This is a genomic window from Rhizobium ecuadorense (assembly GCF_001187535.1).
GTDB lineage: Bacteria > Pseudomonadota > Alphaproteobacteria > Rhizobiales > Rhizobiaceae > Rhizobium > Rhizobium ecuadorense.
In genome coordinates this window covers 146,734-164,728 of the sequence record NZ_LFIO01000381.1, presented here as the reverse complement: position 1 = coordinate 164,728, position 17,995 = coordinate 146,734, and the positions used below count along the sequence as shown (strand labels likewise).

The following is a 17,995-nucleotide window of genomic DNA, read 5'->3' as shown; positions in this document are numbered from 1 at the left end:
CCACTGGGGCATAGACGCAGTGCGTGGCACCCTACAAAAAACACAGAAACAACCCGAAGATCAGACCGGCAAGCACCATGCAACTGGCATAAAACACCGACACGCCGTCCTCGATGTCGCCGGCGGTGGCGACGTCGCGGCCGGCATTGTTGATCATCGGCTCCGTCACGACGACACCACCATAGATGCGCGGGCCGGCGAGCTGGACGTTGAGGGCACCAGCCATTGCCGCCTCCGGCCGGCCGGAATTCGGCGAGCGGTGCAGGCCGCCGTCGCGCACCGCCACCCGGATCGCCTCGCGGCAGGGGCTCATGCCGCGTCGGATCCAGGCGCCGGCGGCGATCAGCAGGATGGAGAGCCGCGCGGCCGGCCAGTTGGCGATATCGTCCAGCCGGGCCGCGGCCCAGCCGAAATCGATGTATTTTTCCGACCTGTGGCCGATCATCGAATCCGCCGTGTTCAGCATCTTATAGGCGAGCAGGCCCGGCAGGCCAAAGACCGCATAGCAGATGGCCGGCGCCACGACGCCGTCGGAGAAATTTTCCGCAAGGCTTTCGATCGCCGCGCGGCAGACGGCCGGCTCGTCGAGCGTCTCCGGATCGCGCCCGACGATGCGGGAGACGGCGCTCCGGCCGCCGGCCAGCCCCTCGCCGCGCAAGGCCGCAGCGACGGCTGCGACATGATCGGCAAGACTCTTCTGCGCCAGAAAGATCGCCACCAGCCCGGCCTCCAGCACGAGGCCGGCAAGGCCGAAGAGCGCGAAGAACCGGTCGAACACGAGCCCTGCGGCGATCGACAGCAGAAGCAGCGCCACGATCGCTGCGACGCCGTTCATCCGGCGCTGGGTGCCCGTAAGACTTGAGGGATTGAGCTGCTGGTCGGCGTAAGAGATCGCCGCGCCGAAAATGACAACAGGATGCGGCATGCGCGACCACAGCCATTGCGGATCGCCGGCGATCCGGTCGAGCAGCAGCGCCAGAAGCAGCACGAGGAGGTTTTCGTCGATCGTCATCGTTCAAATCCCTGAAGGGCTTCGCCAAGCCGCCTGTCCGCCGCCGGATCCGGCGTCAGGCCGAAACGCAGCCAATCCAGCGCATAATCGAACTTGCGGACGAGAATATGATGCCGGCAAAGATGCGTGTAGATGTCGCTCGCCCTGCTATCGGCGACAAGGGTGAACAACGCGGTCCCTCCCCTGATCCGCAATCCGGCCGAGGCCAGCGTCGCCTGCAGGGCGGCACTGCGTTCATCCAGAGAGTGGCGGATCGCGGAGACGTCGGACCGCAGCAGTGAGGCGGCCAGCGAAAGCGCCGGGCCTGAGACCGCCCAGGGGCCGAGCCAGTTCTCGAAACGGGCGAGAATATCCTCGCGCGCAATCGCAAAACCGAGCCGCAGGCCGGCAAGCCCGAAAAACTTTCCGAAGGAGCGGAAGATGATCAGGTTGGGAAGCTCCTGCGCGCGGGCAGCGAGGCTAAGCGCCGGATCGGTATCACCGAAGGCCTCATCGACGACGAGAAGTCCACCTGCCGCCGTCATCCTGTCGTGCAGGGCAATCAGCATTTCCACTGGCCAGACCCTGCCGTCCGGATTGTTCGGATTGACGACGACGGCCAGCCGATGCTCGCCCCCGATTTCGGCGACATCGCCGACCGCATCGACGGCAAAACCGGCCGATGTAAAAGCGCGCGCATATTCGCCATAGGTCGGCGACACCACGGCGATACGATCGTCCGTCACGACAACCTGCCTGTCCTGCGAAAGCAGGCGCGGCAGAAGCTGGATCACCGATTGCGTTCCGGGCACCGGCAGCGGCAGGATCTCTCCGCTGCCATAATGAGAGCGGGCCGCGAACCTCGCCTCGTCGAAGAGATGCCTGTCCGGCAGTCGGTGCCATGCCCCTGGCGGAATGTCAGGCAGGGCAACGGGGCACGGATTGATGCCGGTGGAAAGGTCGAGCCAGTCTTCCGGCCTGCCGCCGAAGGCGGCGGCAGCGGCGGTGATGCCACCGCCATGGACGATGGGCGCGCTCATACGGCCGCTCTCGCAAGATCGATCAGGTGCATATAGGATCCCGCCACCTGGCCACGTCGGAGCCCGACAGTGCCGAGATCGGTTCCCAGCGCATCTTGCGCGGCAAACAGCCGCTTTCCTTCACCCTCGGAGACAACGGTGGAATAGTGGAATTCATGTGCCGTCATTGTCCGCGCGAAGAAGGCCCCGTCGAGCGGCGTCACGCGGCGATAGCCGAGATGGCGCCGGCGCTCGGCATAGCTGGTGACCACAGGCAGCAGCCCAAGCATTTCGTGGCGCTTGCCCGCCGCATCGATCAACCCATCGCCCAGCACCATGTATCCGCCGCACTCGCCGTAGATCCTAATGCCGCGCGCCGCCGCATCAAGCATGCCGGCACGGAAATTCTGCGCTTGCGAGAGCCGCTCGGCATGCAGCTCGGGATAACCGCCCGGCAGATAGATCGCATCGGCGTCGCCGGCCGGCGCCTCATCGGCGAGCGGCGAGAAGAAGGATATAGCAGCCCCGCGGCGGCGCCACCCAAGCAGCATATGCTCATAGGAAAAGGCGAAGGCGACATCGCGCGCCACGGCGATGCGGGCGCCCAACGGCATCAGCCGATCGATATTGGCAGCCGACGGCCGGTTGAGCCCCTGCCTTGCAATGCGCAGCAGGAATTCGAAATTGCACTTCTGGGACACGGCATCCGCCGCGTGATCGATGAAATTCTCAAGGGTCGCGTGCTCGCCGGCCTGGACGAGACCGAGATGACGCTCCGGCAGGGAAAGCGCCTTGTCGCTGCCGATCATGGCGACAACAGGCATGCGGATCGCTTCGAGCGCCTGACGCAGCATCGCCTCATGCCGCTCGCTGCCGACCTTGTTGAGGATGATGCCGGCAACACGGACATCGGCGCGGAAGCCGGCAAAGCCCGAGACCAGCGGCGCCACCGACTGCGACATGCGCGAGGCGTCGACGACGAGTACCACGGAAAGACCGAGCTGGGCGGCAAGATCGGCCGCGGTTCCCTTTCCGTCGGCCGCTCCGTCGAACAGACCCATCATCGCCTCGATGACGAGTATGCGGTCGCCGGAGCGGTGAAGGGCTGAATTGGCCGAGATCAGTTCCGGGCGCATCGCCCAAGGATCGAAATTCAGGCAAGGCGTGCCGCTCGCTGCCGCATGGAAGGCGGGATCGATGTAATCGGGGCCGGCCTTGCCGGGCGCGACCGCGATGCCGCGCCGGCGCAGTGCCCTCAGCAGCCCGAGCGTCACCGTCGTCTTGCCGGCGCCGGAGGAAGGGGCTGCGATCAGGAGGCCGCTCATATCAGCACCTTGCCGGCCTGGCGGAACGGATCGGGCTGCAGGCGCCGGCCGGCGAGCGCACCGAGCCAGTCGAGCGAAGCTCTGAGCCGCACCACCTCACCGACAACGACCACCGCCGGCGGCTCGAAGCCGGAGGCGGCGATGGCTTCGGACGCCTCCCCCAGCGTCGTTTCCAGCACCTGTTGCCGGCCGGTGGCGGCATTGCAGACGAAGGCGACCGGTTCGGTCGGCGGCCGGCCGGCGGCGATGAGATTGGCACTGATCTCTGCGATATGTTTCATCGCCATATACATGACGATCACGGGCGAGCCCCGGCCGATCGAATCCCAGTCGATTCTATCGGGCACGATGCCGGAGGAATCATGGCCGGTGAGGAAGGTGACGGCGTGGTTGATGTCGCGATGCGTCACCGGAATGCCGGCATAGGCGAGCCCGCCGATGCCGGCGGTGATGCCGGGCACGATGCGGAAGGGGATGTTATGCTCGACCAGCATCAGTGCTTCCTCGCCGCCGCGGCCGAAGACGAAAGGATCGCCGCCTTTCAGCCGCAGCACCCGCTTGCCGGCGCGCGCCAGCTCCACCAGCCGCAGCGAAATGTCGCGCTGTTTTGCCGAAGGCTTGCCGCCGCGTTTACCCGCATATTCCACCACCGCTTCCGGCCGCGCCAGCGCCAGGCATTCCTCGTTGACCAGCGCGTCGTGCACGATGACGTCGGCCTGGGAAAGCCCCTTGGCGGCAAGCAGGGTCAGGAGGCCTGGATCGCCGGGACCGGCGCCAACGAGCCAGACGCTGCCCGGCTCCAGCGCCGGAAGATGGGAGAGTTGGCTATTCAGCATTTTGTTGATCTAGGCCCCGGAAAGGCCAAGGTCAACGCCGCGCGCCCCGCCTCACTTGAAGTTGCTGAGATGACCGTGACTCACTTTGCGAGGAAGCGGATTCGAATTCTCGAAAAACCCGAATAACAATATGAATATATTATCATATGGTCGCGAAGGCCGGCCGCAATGCAGCCGGCCTCCCAAGCGTCAAGCGGTAAGCAGCGTGTCGCGGATGAGATCGATGACCTTCCCCGATTCGATGCCGGTGCAGACGACCTGGCTGGGCAGGCCATCCCAGTCGCCCGGCGGGAAACGGCGGCCGTCCGGCTTGACGATGGTCTGACCGTCGGCAACGCCGCCGCAGACGACGCGCACCGCGCCCGATATCGACGAAAACAGCTCCGGCGCCACGACATAGACCGAGGCGCAGCTGTCATGCACCATCATGCCGTCCTCGACCGCATGCTTGTAGAAATCGATGTAGGACTGCGACAGCGCGTTTAGCAGCTTCACCGCCCCGTCGCCCCTGGCAGCCATCTCGCCGAGATAGCTGCGGCTCATCGTGGTGATCGAGGTGACGTCGAGGCCGATGACGGTGACCTTCCAGGGCGCGGTCATGACGATGTCGGCGGCTTCTGGGTCGCCATGGATATTGGCCTCGGCGACCGGCGAGACATTGCCCGGCACATAAAAGTTGCCGCCCATGATGACAACGTCCTTGACCAGCCTCGCAATCTCCGGGTCTTCCTTCAGCGCCCGCGCCAGATTGGTCATCCGCCCGACGGCCACAAGGCGCACCTCGCCCGGATGGGCGCGGACCGTGTCGATGATGAAGCGATGCGCCGGGCGTGGATCGAGCGGCAGGTCGATCGTCCCGGGCACCTCGATATCACCGAGGCCGTTGTCGCCATGCACCATGGAAGGCCATTCCCGCTCAGCGCGCGAGGGGTCGATGGTGACGCTGGCGCCCTTGGCGACGGGTGCCGGAATATTCCATTCGCGCTTGAGGAAGAGCGCATTGCGCGTCGTCGTCTCCACCGAGGCATTGCCGAAAACCGTGGTGATGCCGATCAGATCGATTTCGGGATGGCGGTGCAGGAAAAGAAGCGCCATGGCGTCGTCGACGCCCGGGTCCGTGTCATAAATGACCTTGTGCATGAAATATCCTTTATATGTAAACCGCGAGCTGCCGGACGGCGCTGCGAATTGCCGCCACCATAACGCCCGTCAGGCTTTCTGCAACCCGATGCGGGCGACCGCCGCTGTCGCATGCGCGGATTTGATCTTGCCGAGCAAGAGTTCCGCATCCCGGCCAATAGCCGCCAGTGCCGCCGATTCCGCCACCCCGTGGCAGCCGACGCGGGCAAAGACGATCTCGGAGGGATTTTTGAGCCGCGGCGTTTCCTCTTCCAGCCGCCGCGCATCGAAGAACAACGCCGGCACTGCAAAATGCTCGGCAACGGCAAGGATTGCCGGCTCATGCCTGCGGCTGTCGATGGAGGCGACGGCAGCAAGCTCATCTCCGCCGATACCCACCGCCTCCAGCGCCGCGATGGCGAGTGCCAGCATTTCGGCCGGCGCCGTCCCGCGCTCGCAGCCGAGCCCGAGCACGTGGCGCCGTACAGGATCGAAGGGAATGTCGCTCATGGAAGCCGTCGAATACGCTCAGCTGTGTCTCAGAAGATGATGCCGTCGGAAAACCGCTCCTGCTTTTCAGCATCATGCTCTGCCAGCCATTGCAGCTTGGGATGGGAAATGCAACAAAGCCACCCGAAAGCCCCTCCGGAATACCATCTTGCCTGACATTGCTCTTCATCTGATTCTGCTGCTCTGCGCGGCGGCCTTCTTTGCCGGTTTCGTCGATTCGATTGCCGGCGGCGGCGGCCTCATCACCGTTCCCGCCATGCTAATCGCCGGCATTCCGCCGCTGCAGACGCTCGGCACCAACAAGGTGCAATCGATCTTCGGCGCAGCCTCGGCAACGCTCGCCTATGCCCGCAAGGGCCATGTGCAGCTTGACGAACAGCTGCCGATGGCGTTGATGGCGGTCATGGGCGGGGCGCTCGGCGCGGCCCTTGCCACGATCGTGCCCGGACAGGTGCTGCAGGCGATCATGCCGGTGCTGCTGCTGTCGATCGCGATCTTCTTTGCCGTCAAGCCGAACCTCAACGACGTCGACACCCATCGCCGCATCACGCCCTTCGCCTTCGGCCTGACGCTGGTCCCGGCCATCGGCTTCTATGACGGGGTCTTCGGCCCTGGCACCGGTTCCTTCTTCATGCTCGCCTTCGTCACGCTCGCCGGCTTCGGCGTGCTGAAGGCAACCGCCCACACCAAGCTTCTCAATCTCGGCTCGAATTTCGGCGCGCTGATCGTCTTCGCAAGTTTCGGCGCGATCCTCTGGAAGATCGGCCTGTTGATGGGTGCCTGCCAGTTCCTCGGCGCGCAGCTCGGTTCGCGGCTTGCCATGCGCATCGGCTCGAAGCTGATCAAGCCGCTCCTCGTCATCGTCTGCGTCGCCCTTGCGGTCAAACTGCTCGCCGATCCGGCAAATCCGCTGCGCGTCTGGCTCGGCGTCTAGCCGCCGAACCTAATCTCGTCCATCGTCGTCGAACGCCTCAGAACTCCACCCCCGGCTGACCCTTGATGCCGGAGCGGAAGGGATGCTTGACCAGCTCCATCTCGGTCACCAGATCGGCGATCTCGATCAGTTCCTCCTTGGCGTTGCGCCCCGTCAGCACGACATGCGTCATCGCAGGCTTCTCGCTCTTCAGGAAGGCGATGACCTCGTTGATGTCGAGATAATCGTAGCGCAGCGCGATATTGATTTCATCGAGGAGCACCATGGAATTGCGCTCGTCGCGGATCAGTTCCTTGGCCTTTTCCCAGGCGGCCGAAGCCGCGGCGACGTCGCGGGCGCGGTCCTGCGTTTCCCATGTGAACCCCTCGCCCATCGTGTGGAACTGGCAGAGATCGGAGAAATGCGTCTCGATCAGATCGCGTTCACCGGTCCACATCGCGCCCTTGATGAACTGCACGACGGCCGACGGCTTGCCGTGGGCGATATGGCGGAAGATCATGCCGAAGGCAGCGGATGATTTGCCCTTGCCTTTACCGGTATGGACGATGATCAGCCCCTTGCCGTCGGTCTTGGTCGCCATGATCTTGTCGCGCGCGGCCTTCTTCTTCGCCATCTTCTCGGCATGGCGCGCATCATCCTTGCCCGTTGCGTTGTCCGGGATCTCGTCGCTCATCGGCTCACCTCATTCTGTTGTATGGCCAGGTCGAACCGGGCCGAATTGCTGCGCGGCGTCCAGAGGCTGCGGTCGATCGCTTCGCACAGCCGCGCTGTCATCTCTTCGAATGCCGCCGGATTCTTTTCCATCATGAAATCGCGCACAGCGGGATCGATGACGAAAGCCTGATAGACCGCCTCGAAATGATGGGCGCCGACAGCGCCCGTCGTCGCCGCGAAAGCGAAGAGATAGTCGACGGTGGCGGCGATCTCGGCCGCGCCCTTATAGCCGTGGCGCATGACGCCCGATATCCATTTCGGATTGACGACACGCCCGCGCACGACGCGGCCGATCTCCTCCTCCAGCGAACGGATCACCGGCTTTTCCGGCCTGGAATGATCATTGTGATAGATCGAGGGCCGCGCGCCGGTCAGTTGTTCGGCCGCCGCCGCCATGCCGCCCTCGAACTGGTAATAGTCGTCGCTGTCGAGCAGGTCGTGCTCGCGATTGTCCTGGTTCTGAACGACGGCCTGCACCGAGCGCAGCCGCTCCTCGAACAGGCCGCGTTCGGCCTTGCCCTCCTCGCCGGCGCCATAGGCATAGCTGCCCCAGACGAGATAGGCCTCGGCGAGATCGGCGCGCCGCTCCCAGCCCTTTTCGTCGATCAGCGCCTGCAATCCGGCACCGTAGGCGCCGGGCTTCGAGCCGAAGACCCGGTAGCCGGCCCGCTGTTTCGCCGAGGCCGCGTCGAGGCCGGTCTCCGCAAGTCTTGCCGCTTCGCCGCGCATGCGCGCCGCTATCGGATTGTCGGTCTCGTCCTCTTCAAGCGCGCCGACAGCGCGGATCGCCTTATCGAACAAGGCGATCTGCTCGGGAAAAGCGTCGCGAAAGAAGCCGGAGATTCTGAGCGTCACGTCGACACGCGGCCGCCCAAGCACGGCCTGCGGTATGATCTCATAGCCGGTGACGCGGCGTGAACTCATGTCCCAGAGCGGCTTGACGCCGATGAGCGCCAGCGCCTGGGCGATATCGTCGCCGCCGGTGCGCATGTTCGACGTGCCCCAGGCGGTCAGCCCGAAGGTATCGGGCCATTCACCATGATCCTGCACATAGCGGCGCACCAGCAGCTCGGCGGATTTTTTTCCGAGTTCGTAAGCCGCCGGCGTCGGCACGGCGCGGCTATCGACCGAATAGAAATTTCGGCCGGTAGGCAGCACATCGGGTCGCCCGCGCGTCGGCGCGCCGGAGGGGCCAGGGGCCACGAAGCGGCCGTCGAGGCCGGCAAGCAGGCCCGATATCTCAGCCGGGCCGCAGGCAAGGATCGAAGGCTTGAGACGGGTCTCGATCTCGGAAAGCACCAATCTGGTTTGGGACCAGAGAGTCGGGCATTCCATCTCACCGGCAACGAACTTCGCCGCCAGCAGCTCGATGCGCTCGACAGTGTCTCCGTTGGTGCGCCAGGGGGCGTCGAGGAGGTCTGCGAGGATGGCGGGACGTGGGCCGGTCCAGAGGGCGGCCATGTCGCAGTCGAGGGGGTCGAATGTGGGAGCTACAGGCACGCCGCCCACCCCCACATCCCCCGCAATCGCCCGCTGCAAACTCGCATCCCCGCCCTCGCCCAGACCACGCGGCACCCGCGCCAACGCCACGGTCAAATCGGTCAGCAGCCGCCCCTCCGGCGAAACGCCGAACACATGCAGTCCATCGCGAATCTGCATTTCCTTGAGGTCGCAGAGATAGGCGTCGAGCTTCTTCAGCGCTTCGCCTTCGCTTTCGCCGCTGACGATGCCGGCATCCCGGTCGAGGCCGATATCGGTGACGAGATCGAGGATCTGCCGGCTGAGCAGGCGAATGCGGCGGGGATCGCCGCCGGATGCCTCGTAGTATTCGTCGACCAGCGCTTCCAGATCCTTGAGCGGCCCGTAGCTCTCGGCCCGCGTCAAAGGCGGCGTCAGGTGATCGATGATGACGGCGGCAGTCCGGCGCTTGGCCTGCGTGCCCTCGCCCGGATCGTTGACGATGAAGGGATAAAGATGCGGCAGCGGCCCGAGGATCGCCTCGGGATAACACGCGTCCGACAGCGCCAGCGCCTTGCCCGGCAGCCATTCGAGGTTGCCGTGTTTGCCCATGTGGATGACGGCGTCGGCGCCGAACTCGCGCCGCAGAAAAGCATAGAAGGCGAGATAACCGTGCGGCGGCACGAGATCCGGCGAATGATAACTCTCCTTTGGATCGATATTATAGCCGCGCGCCGGCTGAATGCCGACCAGAACGCCGCCGAAACGGGCGAAAGGCAGGGCGAACACGCCCTCGCGAAAATACGGATCGTTCTCGGGATCGCCCCAACGGCCTCTCACCTCATCCTGAATCTTGTTGGGAAGAGACGCCAGGAAACTGTTGTGACGACTCAGGGATAACGTCTCGCGGATGACGCGGCCGTCATGTCCCGAATTGGTCGGCCCTTGCATCAGATGCCGGATCAGCGCATCGCCATCGGCTGGAATGTCGGCGAGCGGATAATCCGCTGCCGCCATCGCCCGTAGCACCTCGACGCTGCCGGCCGGCGTATCGAGGCCGACCCCATTGCCGAGCCGGCCGTCGCGGTTCGGATAGTTCGCCATAATAAGCGCGATGCGCCGGTCGCGTGCCGGCGTGGCGCGCAGCCGCGCCCAGTTGGCGGCAAGTTGCGCGGTATACCCCACCCGGCCGGCATCCGGTTCGCTGGAGACGATGTTGGTCTCGACGGCCGCGTCGTAACGCGCCGCCGTCTTGAAGGAGATCGCCCGCGCCAGCACGCGGCCGTCGACCTCGGGCAGCGCCACATTCATGCCGAGATCGCGCGCCGACAGGCCTTGCGAGGAGGCGGCCCATGCCTCCCGCGACGAGGCCGACAGGATGGCCTGCAGCACCACAGCCCCGTTCGCCTCCAGCACTGTCGGCTGCCGGTCGGCGCCGGGTGCGGAAACCGCAAAGCCGGTCGTGTTGATCACGACATCGGGTTTCACCGCGGCAAACACACTTTCGAGAATGCCGGTCGAGACGGGATCCTTGAGGCTGTAGGCAAAGACTGGCAGCGGCCTGAGGCCGAGCGCTTGCAAGGATTGGATCAGCGCTTCGATTGGCTGGGTTTCGCCGCTCTGCACGAGGGCTCTGTAGAAACTGATCGCGACGATGGGGGAAAATCCCACCTCTTCCATAGAGCTTGGGGCGCCCCCCTCTGTCCTGCCGGACATCTCCCCCACAAGGGGGGAGATCGGCAAGTAGCTTGGGCCTCCAACAAAAGAAACGCCTGAAGATGCCGCACTTTCGGCTGAAGAGATGGAGCGAGGCCTCTCATCCCTGATCTCCCCCCTTGTGGGGGGTCCGAAGGACGGGTCGAGACCCGCGGCTCGACCCCGATAGTCCGGCAGGACAGAGGGGGGTGCCACAACCTCAGAAGACGAAGAAGACATACTAGCGGCAACCCGCCGCCACTCATCGACCCCGATCAGCCCCCGCCCCGGCCACCAGATGCCGGCCTTCATCAGAGGCACCGCCGGCGCCGGCTTCTCCGCACCCGACAGCATCGCCCCGGCATAATCGAGAAAGGCGCGCGCATTGGCATCACCGCCCTCGATCAGATAGGCCCAGAGCGCATCGAGATCATCGGAGGCGATGTTCGAAAACGGCGCCAGCCCTGCATCCGGCCTGGAGTCACCCGGCAGCACCGCAATCAGCGTGCCATTGCGGGCCGCACACGCATGCAGCGCCTCCAGCGCATAGCGGAAATAGCTGGCGCCGCCGAGCGCACGTACGACGATGAGCCTGGCGTGTCGCGCCGTGCGCTCGACATAGGTATCGACCGACATCGGGTGCTTGAGGCTCATCAGGCTGGCGAGCCGCAGCGAATGCGGTCCACCACGCGCTTGATGGGCGGTCGCGACCGCCGCAAGCTCGCTGTCGGCAGCCGACAGGAACAGGATATCGCCCGGCGTCTGCCCGAGGTCGATCGCCTCCTCGCCGTCGCTGATCGTTCCCTGCTGGGCCAGAAGCAGATGCATGGGGTTACGCCAGCGCCTCGATCGCTATCCGCACAGCATCCTGATCCATTTCGTGCAGGCCGATAACGACGAGACGCGTGCCGCGCTTTTCACCAGGCGTCCAGGCGCGGTCGAAATAGTGGTCGATGCGGCTGCCGACGGCCTGAAGCTGTAGGCGCATCGGCTTGCCTGAAACGTCGACGAACCCCTTGAGGCGCAGCACGTCATGAGCTGATATGATGGCCTTCAGCGCCTCGACGAAGCCGGCAATGTCGGCGACTGCGCCGAGTTCGACGACGAAGCTGTCGAATTCGTCGTGGTCGTGCGCCACACCGTCCTCGTGCTCCAGCTCGTGGTGCGACTTGCGGTTGGCGATATCGTCCTCCGTGCCGATGCCGAGGCCGAGCAGGATGCCGGCCGGCACCTCGCCGTTCCTCGCCTCGATCATCGCAGGCTTTCGTGCGGTGCGGGAGGCGACCTCATCACGCACCCGGCCGAGTCCGGCCACGTCGATCAGGTCGGTCTTGTTGAGTACGATCAGATCGGCGCAGGTGAGCTGATCCTCGAACAACTCCTCGATCGGGCTTTCGTGATCAAGCGATTCATCTGCGCCGCGCGCCGCCTCGACCGCATCGTGGTCGTCGGCGAAACGGCCGGCGGCGACAGCGGCGCTGTCGACCACCGTGATGACGCCGTCGACGGTCACCTGGGTGCGAATGTCAGGCCAGTTGAAAGCCGCAACCAGCGGCTGCGGCAAGGCAAGGCCCGAGGTTTCGATGACGATATGGTCGGGGCGCTGTTCGCGTTCGAGCAGTTTCGTCATCGTCGGAATGAAGTCGTCGGCGACCGTGCAGCAGATGCAGCCATTGGTCAGCTCGATGATGTCGTCCTCAGTGCAATTCTCCGCGCCGCAGCCCTTCAGCACGTCGCCGTCGACGCCGAGATCGCCGAATTCGTTGATGATGAGCGCGATCTTCTTGCCGCCGGCGTTTGTGAGCAGGTTGCGGATCATCGTCGTCTTGCCGGCACCGAGGAAGCCGGTGATGACGGTTGCGGGAATCTTCTGCTGGTTCATGGATTTAACCCTTCATTTTCAGCGGCAGGCCTGCCGCGATGAAATAGACTTCGGCGGCGTTCGCCGCGATCATCTGGTGGAGACGGCCGGCATGATCGCGAAAATCCCGCGCCATGCGATTGTCGGGCACGATGCCAAGGCCGACCTCGTTGGAAACGAAAACGAGCCGCGCCTTTACGCGCGGCAGAAAATCGGCGAGTGCTGCAAATTCCCCCGCCATCTCGCGCCCCTCCATCATCAGATTGGTGACCCAGAGCGTCAGGCAGTCGATCAGCACGATACGCCCCTCGCCGTCGATGGCGGCGAGCGTGCCGACAAGATTGAGCGGTTCCTCATGTGTGGTCCAAGACGGACCGCGATCGGCCCTGTGCTGGGCGATGCGTGCCTGCATCTCCTCGTCCCACGCCCGGCCGGTCGCGAGGTAGTGACGATCGAGGCCGGTCGACACGACAAGAGATTCGGCGAAGCGGGATTTGCCGGAGCGTGCGCCGCCGAGGATGAAGGTGGTGTTCGAGAGAGCGGTCGTCATGCGCAAGCGCTCCCGCTAGAGAGGGCGCGGCGGTGCCACATCCACCTTCTCCCCAGCAGGGAGAAGGTGCCGGCAGGCGGTTGAGGGGGTGAGCGGCAAAGCCGCGAATGCACTGAGCGCAAGCGAAGGGCAAAATGACGGAGGTGCCGTGCGGCCCCCTCATCCGACCCTTCGGGCCACCTTCTCCCCGCGGGGGAAAAGGTGAGATCGCAGCGTCGCACCGCACGAGGCAGCGCCGAATTCAATCGTACAGCCAAAACAACCTCCGTGCTGGCAGCGGGTCTCTTGCCCAGGGTTGGGCTTCTCGCCCGGCACGAATGGCAGGTCTCCTGGCTCACGGTTGTCGGCCGCGATCGGGGCAGACCGGAATCCGGTCGCCCCTGATCGTGCCAGCGAATCTGCCTCGCCTTCCCGGCTGCATCGGAGAAGAGGTGGACGATTCGTAGAAATAGAGGCGTCCGACCCCGGTTGATCACCATGCATGTCCAGTGGCTTTTCCGGCATGTCGCCCGTCCCGCCCGCCTGCACCATTGCAGACTGCCGGCCGAAAGGGCTCGATGCCGGATGGAAGACCCTGACCGCTCTACAGTCGCGGGGTCGGCTGTGATGAAGGCGCCCGGTGTGGGTCCACCCCGTCACATTCCCTTTTCATCCGGAATGGCGTAACACCGATCCGGAACCATCCGTTATATCCTAGGATGGTTAGGCAAGCTCAGGGGTGAAGTCAACCGGCCGATACGATCGGGAACGGCCAGCCAGTCGGCGCAACGCTTGCAACACGACTTACTCTACCTAAAACATCGTCATTTATCAGATACTTACGTCATAAATATTTGACCCGGGCGCCAGCTTTTCGCCGCAATTACATCGCAAGCGGTCTGCGCCATCGCCCTTGACCGGGCCTCCTCCTGCCTAGTTGTCTTGCCATGCTTATGAAATTGGATCGGCGCCGGTTCCGGGCGCTGCGTGTTTTCTTCGATCCGGGGCGGCTGCGGGCGCTGACGCGACGCAGCGAAGTCGGCCTGTCGCTGGCGGGCGCCGTCGTCGGCATCGCCTCGGGGCTTGCCGTCACCGGCATGAGCTTCGTCTCCAACGAACTGCATCAGCTGGTCTTCGGCATACCAGACAGTGAAAGGCTGAGCTCGTCGGTGATCGACGACAAGATGCTGCTGTTGACCGCCCCCGTCATCGGCGGCATTCTGCTCGGACTGTTGCTCTTCGTGTTGGCCAAACGCCGCAAGAAACCGATGGTCGACCCGATCGAGGCCAATGCCCTGCATGGCGGCCGCCTGTCCTTGACCGACAGCGTTATCGTCGCCGTGCAGAACCTGATCTCCAACGGCTTCGGCGCCTCCGTCGGCCTGGAAGCTGGCTATACCCAGCTTGCCGCCGGCCTTGCATCGAAATTCGGCCTGAAGCTGCAGCTTCGCCGCTCGGATCTGCGCATCCTCGTCGGCTGCGGCGCGGCCGGCGCGATCGCCGCCGCCTTCAACGCGCCGCTGACCGGCGCCTTCTATGCCTTCGAGCTGATCATCGGCACCTATACGATTGTGTCGCTCACCCCGGTCGTCGTCTCCGCCCTCGTTTCCACTTTGATCGCAAGGCTGCTCGCCGAAGGCGATTTCACCATCGATATCGGCAGCTTCGGTTCGGTCGTGCCGGCCGATTATATCCCGGCGCTGCTGCTCGGCGTCTTCTGCGCCGGCGTCGGCATCCTGATCATGCAGGGCGTCTCCTTCGTCGAGGAACTGGCCCGTAAGAGCTCGATCGCCCCGCCCTTCCGTCCCGCGCTCGGCGGCATCGTCGTCGGGCTGCTGGCGATGATCTCGCCGCAAGTGCTTTCGGCCGGCCACGGCGCGCTGCATCTCAACCTCTCGCGCGAGGTAGCGATCCCGGCGCTGATCGGCCTCTTCCTGTTGAAATCCTTGGCCTCGGCGATATCGATCGGCTCCGGCTTCAGGGGCGGCCTGTTCTTCGCCTCGCTGTTCATGGGCGCCCTGCTCGGCAAGCTCTTTGCCTATTGCGGCCCTTATTTCGCCGCTGCGACGCTGACGCCCGTCATCTATGCCGTAGTCGGCATGAGTTCGCTTGCCGTCGCCGTCATCGGCGGACCGCTGACGATGACCTTCCTAGCGCTCGAAATCACCGGCGATTTCCCGATCACCGTGCTGGTGCTCGCCGCCGTCATCACCTCCTCGCTCGTCGTGCGCTCGACCTTCGGCTATTCCTTCGCCACATGGCGCTTCCATCTGCGCGGCGAAAGCATCCGCAGCGCCCACGACGTCGGCTGGATCCGCAACCTGACGGTGGACAAGCTGATGCGCGCCGACGTCAAGACGGCAAGAGCGGGCATTTCACTGGAGGAATTCAAGCAGGCCTTCCCGATCGGCTCGGCCCAGCGCGTCATCCTCGTCGAGGAGAGCGACAAATATGCCGGCCTCGTGCTGGTGCCGGAGATTTACGCCAACCCGACCGACACCCAGGACGAGGGCAAGACGCTGGCCGATTTCATCCACTACCGCAACGATTTCCTGCAGCCGCAGATGAATGCCAGGCAGGCGGCGGCGATCTTTGACAAGAGCGAAAGCGAAGCGCTCGCCGTCGTCAACAACCTGATCGAACGCAAGGTGATCGGCCAACTCAGCGAAAGTTATACGCTGCGCCGCTACAGCGAAGAACTCGACCGCCGCCGCCGCGAGGTCTCAGGCGAGATCTGATCCCATCGCTTGCGCCGCCGCTACCCCGCGTCGGCGAGCTTGAACACGTCGGCCCGCTTCGAAACCCCGCGCAATGCGAACGATCCGAGATACTCGCAAGCCACGGCACAGGTCGCCGCGAAACTCTCCGACAGCAGCAGGTGCTGCTCAAGCGTGCCGCAGAGCTTCTCCAGCCGCGAAGCCTCGTTGACGGCCCTGCCGATCACCGTGAAGTCGAGCCTGCCGTGGGCGCCGACATTTCCGTAGAAGACCTCGCCGAGATGCAGCACCACATCGACGCCGATATCGGGGCCTCCGTTGCATGTCCGCTCGCGATTGAGCTCTTCGTTGGCCTTCAGCAGATTCTGCGCCGAAGCCAATGCCGCCCTGCAGGCCTTTTGCGGGTCCTCTGCCTCGGTCGGAAAGATCGCCAGCACGCTGTCGCCCATGAATTTGAGGATCTCGCCGGAATTTTCCTCGACATGCCGGCCGATCAGCTCGAAATGCTCGTTGAGAAACCCGACGATCTCGCCTGGCTGATAAACCTCGGTCAAAGCCGTGAAATTGCGCAGGTCGGCCAGCAGGATGGCGGCATCGATGGAGCCGCCCATTCCCCTGCGGGTTTCGCCGGCAAGGATGCGCGCGCTCGTCCTGGCGCCGGTATAGACCGCGAGAATGTCGCTCGCGGTCTTCGAAACCGCCACGCGGTAAGCCGCCAGCCCGAGCGCTGGGAACAGCGCCGCAACGATCGCCAGTTGATCGTCGGAAAATCCGCCCGGCGCATCGCTCGTCAGCGAGAAGCCAAGTCCGCGCAGCGCGACTTCCTTCGGGAATTCGAAAAGGCTGATCACGTGATCCGTGCCCCCGCAAAGCGCGAATTCGTTCAGCTCGGTATAATCGAGACCCTCCCCGTTCGCCAAATTCCATCGCCCCGTTCTTTCGCCGCGGCTCAAAAGGTAGAAGATCGGCGTCTTCTCGAAGTCACGCTCCGTCTCGCTGCCGTGCTCGGCATTTTCAAGGACGGTCTCACCGCCCCGCATGAAATTGGCAGCGACGCCGCGATACATGGGATGCAGGGACGGCATTCTGATACTCGCCCGCCAGATCGGAAACCCGTCCGCAATCAGCCGCTCGCATAGGCCGGAAACGAGGTCGCCAATATGCTCGCTGGTGATTCCCTGCTCTATAATCCATTGAATATGGTCGCTAATTTTCGAACCTCCACATGAGCCGGCGCAATCTTATGACGGCAAATCGGGCAAATGGGCGGCGATGCCGAACCGGGCTGCCGCCCTATCAATTGATAGTCGCCCCCCGTCGATATTTCCAGCCGTCGATGACGGCTCACATCCTGACTGTCATGCCACCGTCGACAGTCAGCACGTGGCCGTTGACGAAGGAAGCGGCGCCGCTTGCAAGAAACAGCGCCGCGCCGGCAATCTCGTCCGGGCGTCCCCAGCGTTGGACCGGGATGCGTTGGCGTACGAAGGGCATCAGTTCCTCGTTCGCTGCCATCGCCGCGTTCGTCTCGGTGGCAAACCAGCCGGGCGCAATCGCGTTGCTGGTGATGCCATGCGGACCGAATTCGACCGCCATACCGCGCATCAGGCCGGTCAGACCCAGTTTTGCTGCAGGATAGACACAGTCACCGGGCATGACGACATGACCGCTGATAGATGTCACCGCGATCAGGCGGCCGTGATTGCGCCGCTTCATAAGCACGGCAGCGTCCCGCGAAAGCGTCATGGCGGCGGCCAGGTCGGTGCGCAGCAGTTCGATGATGGCATCATCATCGAATTCGGCCAGCGGCCGCCGGTCACGGGCGCCGACATTATTGATCAGAATGTCGAGACGGCCGTGAAGCCTTTCGATATCGGCCATCGCAGCACGCTGTGCCTCGCGGTCGGCGACGTCGAAGGCGACAGCCTCCGCTGTGCCGCCGGCGGCACGAATGATCCGGACTGCGTCTTCCAGCGTCGCCGCCGTGCGTCCGGTAACGATGACATGGGCACCGGCCTCTGCAAGGGCACGTGCCATCTCGAAACCCAGACCACGACCGCCGCCGGTCACGAGCGCCACCTGACCTGCCAGTGAAAATCTATCCAATACGCTCATGGTTTTCGTCGCTCTCGCCCGGATTCTCGTGGGGAGAATTAATGGACTCAGTCAACTAATTTGGCAAGTGCGGAAAGGCAGACGTTGGACGCAAATTGGTGCTCTGAGCATCTCTTCTTTCGATAGCGCCCACCTCTGATCAACCACACATATCGTAGGGGACCTCCTTCCA

The 17,995-nt window shown here is 64.1% G+C and carries 14 protein-coding genes and 1 riboswitch; of the genes, 2 read left to right on the top strand and 12 right to left on the bottom strand.

The features are described from left to right. Positions 1 to 31: 31 nt before the first annotated feature. The 6 genes from cbiB to AF337_RS08980 form a co-directional block, all read right to left on the bottom strand. Positions 32 to 1,012 (bottom strand): adenosylcobinamide-phosphate synthase CbiB, encoded by a 981-nt coding sequence (cbiB, locus tag AF337_RS09005; protein ID WP_049731876.1) that lies wholly within the window; start codon positions 1,010 to 1,012, stop codon positions 32 to 34. Further along, positions 1,009 to 2,031 (bottom strand): threonine-phosphate decarboxylase CobD, encoded by a 1,023-nt coding sequence (gene cobD / locus AF337_RS09000; RefSeq protein ID WP_049731875.1) that lies wholly within the window; start codon positions 2,029 to 2,031, stop codon positions 1,009 to 1,011. The genes cbiB and cobD overlap by 4 nt, the downstream gene beginning before the upstream one ends. Then, a complete protein-coding gene (locus AF337_RS08995) occupies positions 2,028 to 3,335 on the bottom strand; it encodes a cobyrinic acid a,c-diamide synthase CobB (RefSeq protein WP_049731874.1) in 1,308 nt (435 codons plus the stop codon). The genes cobD and AF337_RS08995 overlap by 4 nt, the downstream gene beginning before the upstream one ends. After that, entirely contained in the window at positions 3,332 to 4,171 is an 840-nt protein-coding gene (gene cobA, locus AF337_RS08990; RefSeq protein WP_049731873.1) for a uroporphyrinogen-III C-methyltransferase, read from the bottom strand. The genes AF337_RS08995 and cobA overlap by 4 nt, the downstream gene beginning before the upstream one ends. A gap of 189 nt (positions 4,172 to 4,360) precedes the next feature. Beyond that, on the bottom strand, positions 4,361 to 5,311 hold the full coding sequence (locus AF337_RS08985; protein WP_049731872.1) for a nucleoside hydrolase: 951 nt from the start codon (positions 5,309 to 5,311) through the stop codon (positions 4,361 to 4,363). Between the two features lie 69 nt (positions 5,312 to 5,380). Then, positions 5,381 to 5,800, bottom strand: a complete 420-nt coding sequence (locus AF337_RS08980; RefSeq protein WP_049731871.1) for a cobalamin biosynthesis protein — start codon at positions 5,798 to 5,800, stop codon at positions 5,381 to 5,383. Between the two features lie 148 nt (positions 5,801 to 5,948). On the opposite strand from AF337_RS08980, the gene AF337_RS08975 reads away from it, so the two are divergent. Beyond that, the gene (locus AF337_RS08975) at positions 5,949 to 6,734 is read left to right on the top strand and encodes a TSUP family transporter (RefSeq protein WP_049731870.1); all 786 of its coding nucleotides are present in this window, start codon (positions 5,949 to 5,951) and stop codon (positions 6,732 to 6,734) included. Positions 6,735 to 6,771: 37 nt separating this feature from the next. Here the strand turns inward: AF337_RS08975 and cobO are convergent, their stop codons facing one another. The 4 genes from cobO to cobU are packed head-to-tail and all read right to left on the bottom strand — an operon-like array spanning position 6,772 to position 13,012. Continuing rightward, entirely contained in the window at positions 6,772 to 7,407 is a 636-nt protein-coding gene (gene cobO, locus AF337_RS08970; RefSeq protein WP_049731869.1) for a cob(I)yrinic acid a,c-diamide adenosyltransferase, read from the bottom strand. Continuing rightward, positions 7,404 to 11,429, bottom strand: a complete 4,026-nt coding sequence (cobN, locus tag AF337_RS08965) for a cobaltochelatase subunit CobN (protein ID WP_049731868.1) — start codon at positions 11,427 to 11,429, stop codon at positions 7,404 to 7,406. The genes cobO and cobN overlap by 4 nt, the downstream gene beginning before the upstream one ends. 4 nt (positions 11,430 to 11,433) lie before the next feature. Next, positions 11,434 to 12,483 carry a cobalamin biosynthesis protein CobW gene (gene cobW / locus AF337_RS08960; RefSeq protein ID WP_049731867.1) on the bottom strand — a complete coding sequence of 350 codons (1,050 nt, stop codon included), beginning with the start codon at positions 12,481 to 12,483 and terminating at the stop codon, positions 11,434 to 11,436. A 4-nt stretch (positions 12,484 to 12,487) separates the two neighbouring features. Next, positions 12,488 to 13,012 carry a bifunctional adenosylcobinamide kinase/adenosylcobinamide-phosphate guanylyltransferase gene (cobU, locus tag AF337_RS08955; protein WP_049731866.1) on the bottom strand — a complete coding sequence of 175 codons (525 nt, stop codon included), beginning with the start codon at positions 13,010 to 13,012 and terminating at the stop codon, positions 12,488 to 12,490. Positions 13,013 to 13,314: 302 nt separating this feature from the next. Then, positions 13,315 to 13,711: riboswitch (cobalamin riboswitch) on the bottom strand. Between the two features lie 227 nt (positions 13,712 to 13,938). Here cobU and AF337_RS08950 point away from each other — a divergent pair. Beyond that, on the top strand, positions 13,939 to 15,729 hold the full coding sequence (locus AF337_RS08950) for a chloride channel protein (protein WP_049731865.1): 1,791 nt from the start codon (positions 13,939 to 13,941) through the stop codon (positions 15,727 to 15,729). 20 nt (positions 15,730 to 15,749) lie between these two features. Here AF337_RS08950 and AF337_RS08945 read toward each other — a convergent pair whose 3' ends face one another. Both AF337_RS08945 and AF337_RS08940 read right to left on the bottom strand, forming a co-directional pair. After that, positions 15,750 to 16,835, bottom strand: coding sequence for an adenylate/guanylate cyclase domain-containing protein (locus AF337_RS08945; RefSeq protein WP_049731864.1), 1,086 nt, complete (start codon positions 16,833 to 16,835; stop codon positions 15,750 to 15,752). A 217-nt stretch (positions 16,836 to 17,052) separates the two neighbouring features. After that, complete coding sequence (locus AF337_RS08940; protein ID WP_049731863.1) at positions 17,053 to 17,823, bottom strand: SDR family oxidoreductase; 771 nt, start codon at positions 17,821 to 17,823, stop codon at positions 17,053 to 17,055. Positions 17,824 to 17,995 lie beyond the last annotated feature (172 nt).

Coding starts and splice junctions, on each gene's coding strand:
- cbiB (WP_049731876.1), bottom strand. CDS start 1,012: ATGACGATCGACGAAAACCTCCTCGTGCTGCTTCTGGCGCTGCTGCTC.
- cobD (WP_049731875.1), bottom strand. CDS start 2,031: ATGAGCGCGCCCATCGTCCATGGCGGTGGCATCACCGCCGCTGCCGCC.
- AF337_RS08995 (WP_049731874.1), bottom strand. CDS start 3,335: ATGAGCGGCCTCCTGATCGCAGCCCCTTCCTCCGGCGCCGGCAAGACG.
- cobA (WP_049731873.1), bottom strand. CDS start 4,171: ATGCTGAATAGCCAACTCTCCCATCTTCCGGCGCTGGAGCCGGGCAGC.
- AF337_RS08985 (WP_049731872.1), bottom strand. CDS start 5,311: ATGCACAAGGTCATTTATGACACGGACCCGGGCGTCGACGACGCCATG.
- AF337_RS08980 (WP_049731871.1), bottom strand. CDS start 5,800: ATGAGCGACATTCCCTTCGATCCTGTACGGCGCCACGTGCTCGGGCTC.
- cobO (WP_049731869.1), bottom strand. CDS start 7,407: ATGAGCGACGAGATCCCGGACAACGCAACGGGCAAGGATGATGCGCGC.
- cobN (WP_049731868.1), bottom strand. CDS start 11,429: ATGCATCTGCTTCTGGCCCAGCAGGGAACGATCAGCGACGGCGAGGAG.
- cobW (WP_049731867.1), bottom strand. CDS start 12,483: ATGAACCAGCAGAAGATTCCCGCAACCGTCATCACCGGCTTCCTCGGT.
- cobU (WP_049731866.1), bottom strand. CDS start 13,012: ATGACGACCGCTCTCTCGAACACCACCTTCATCCTCGGCGGCGCACGC.
- AF337_RS08950 (WP_049731865.1), top strand. CDS start 13,939: ATGCTTATGAAATTGGATCGGCGCCGGTTCCGGGCGCTGCGTGTTTTC.
- AF337_RS08940 (WP_049731863.1), bottom strand. CDS start 17,823: ATGAGCGTATTGGATAGATTTTCACTGGCAGGTCAGGTGGCGCTCGTG.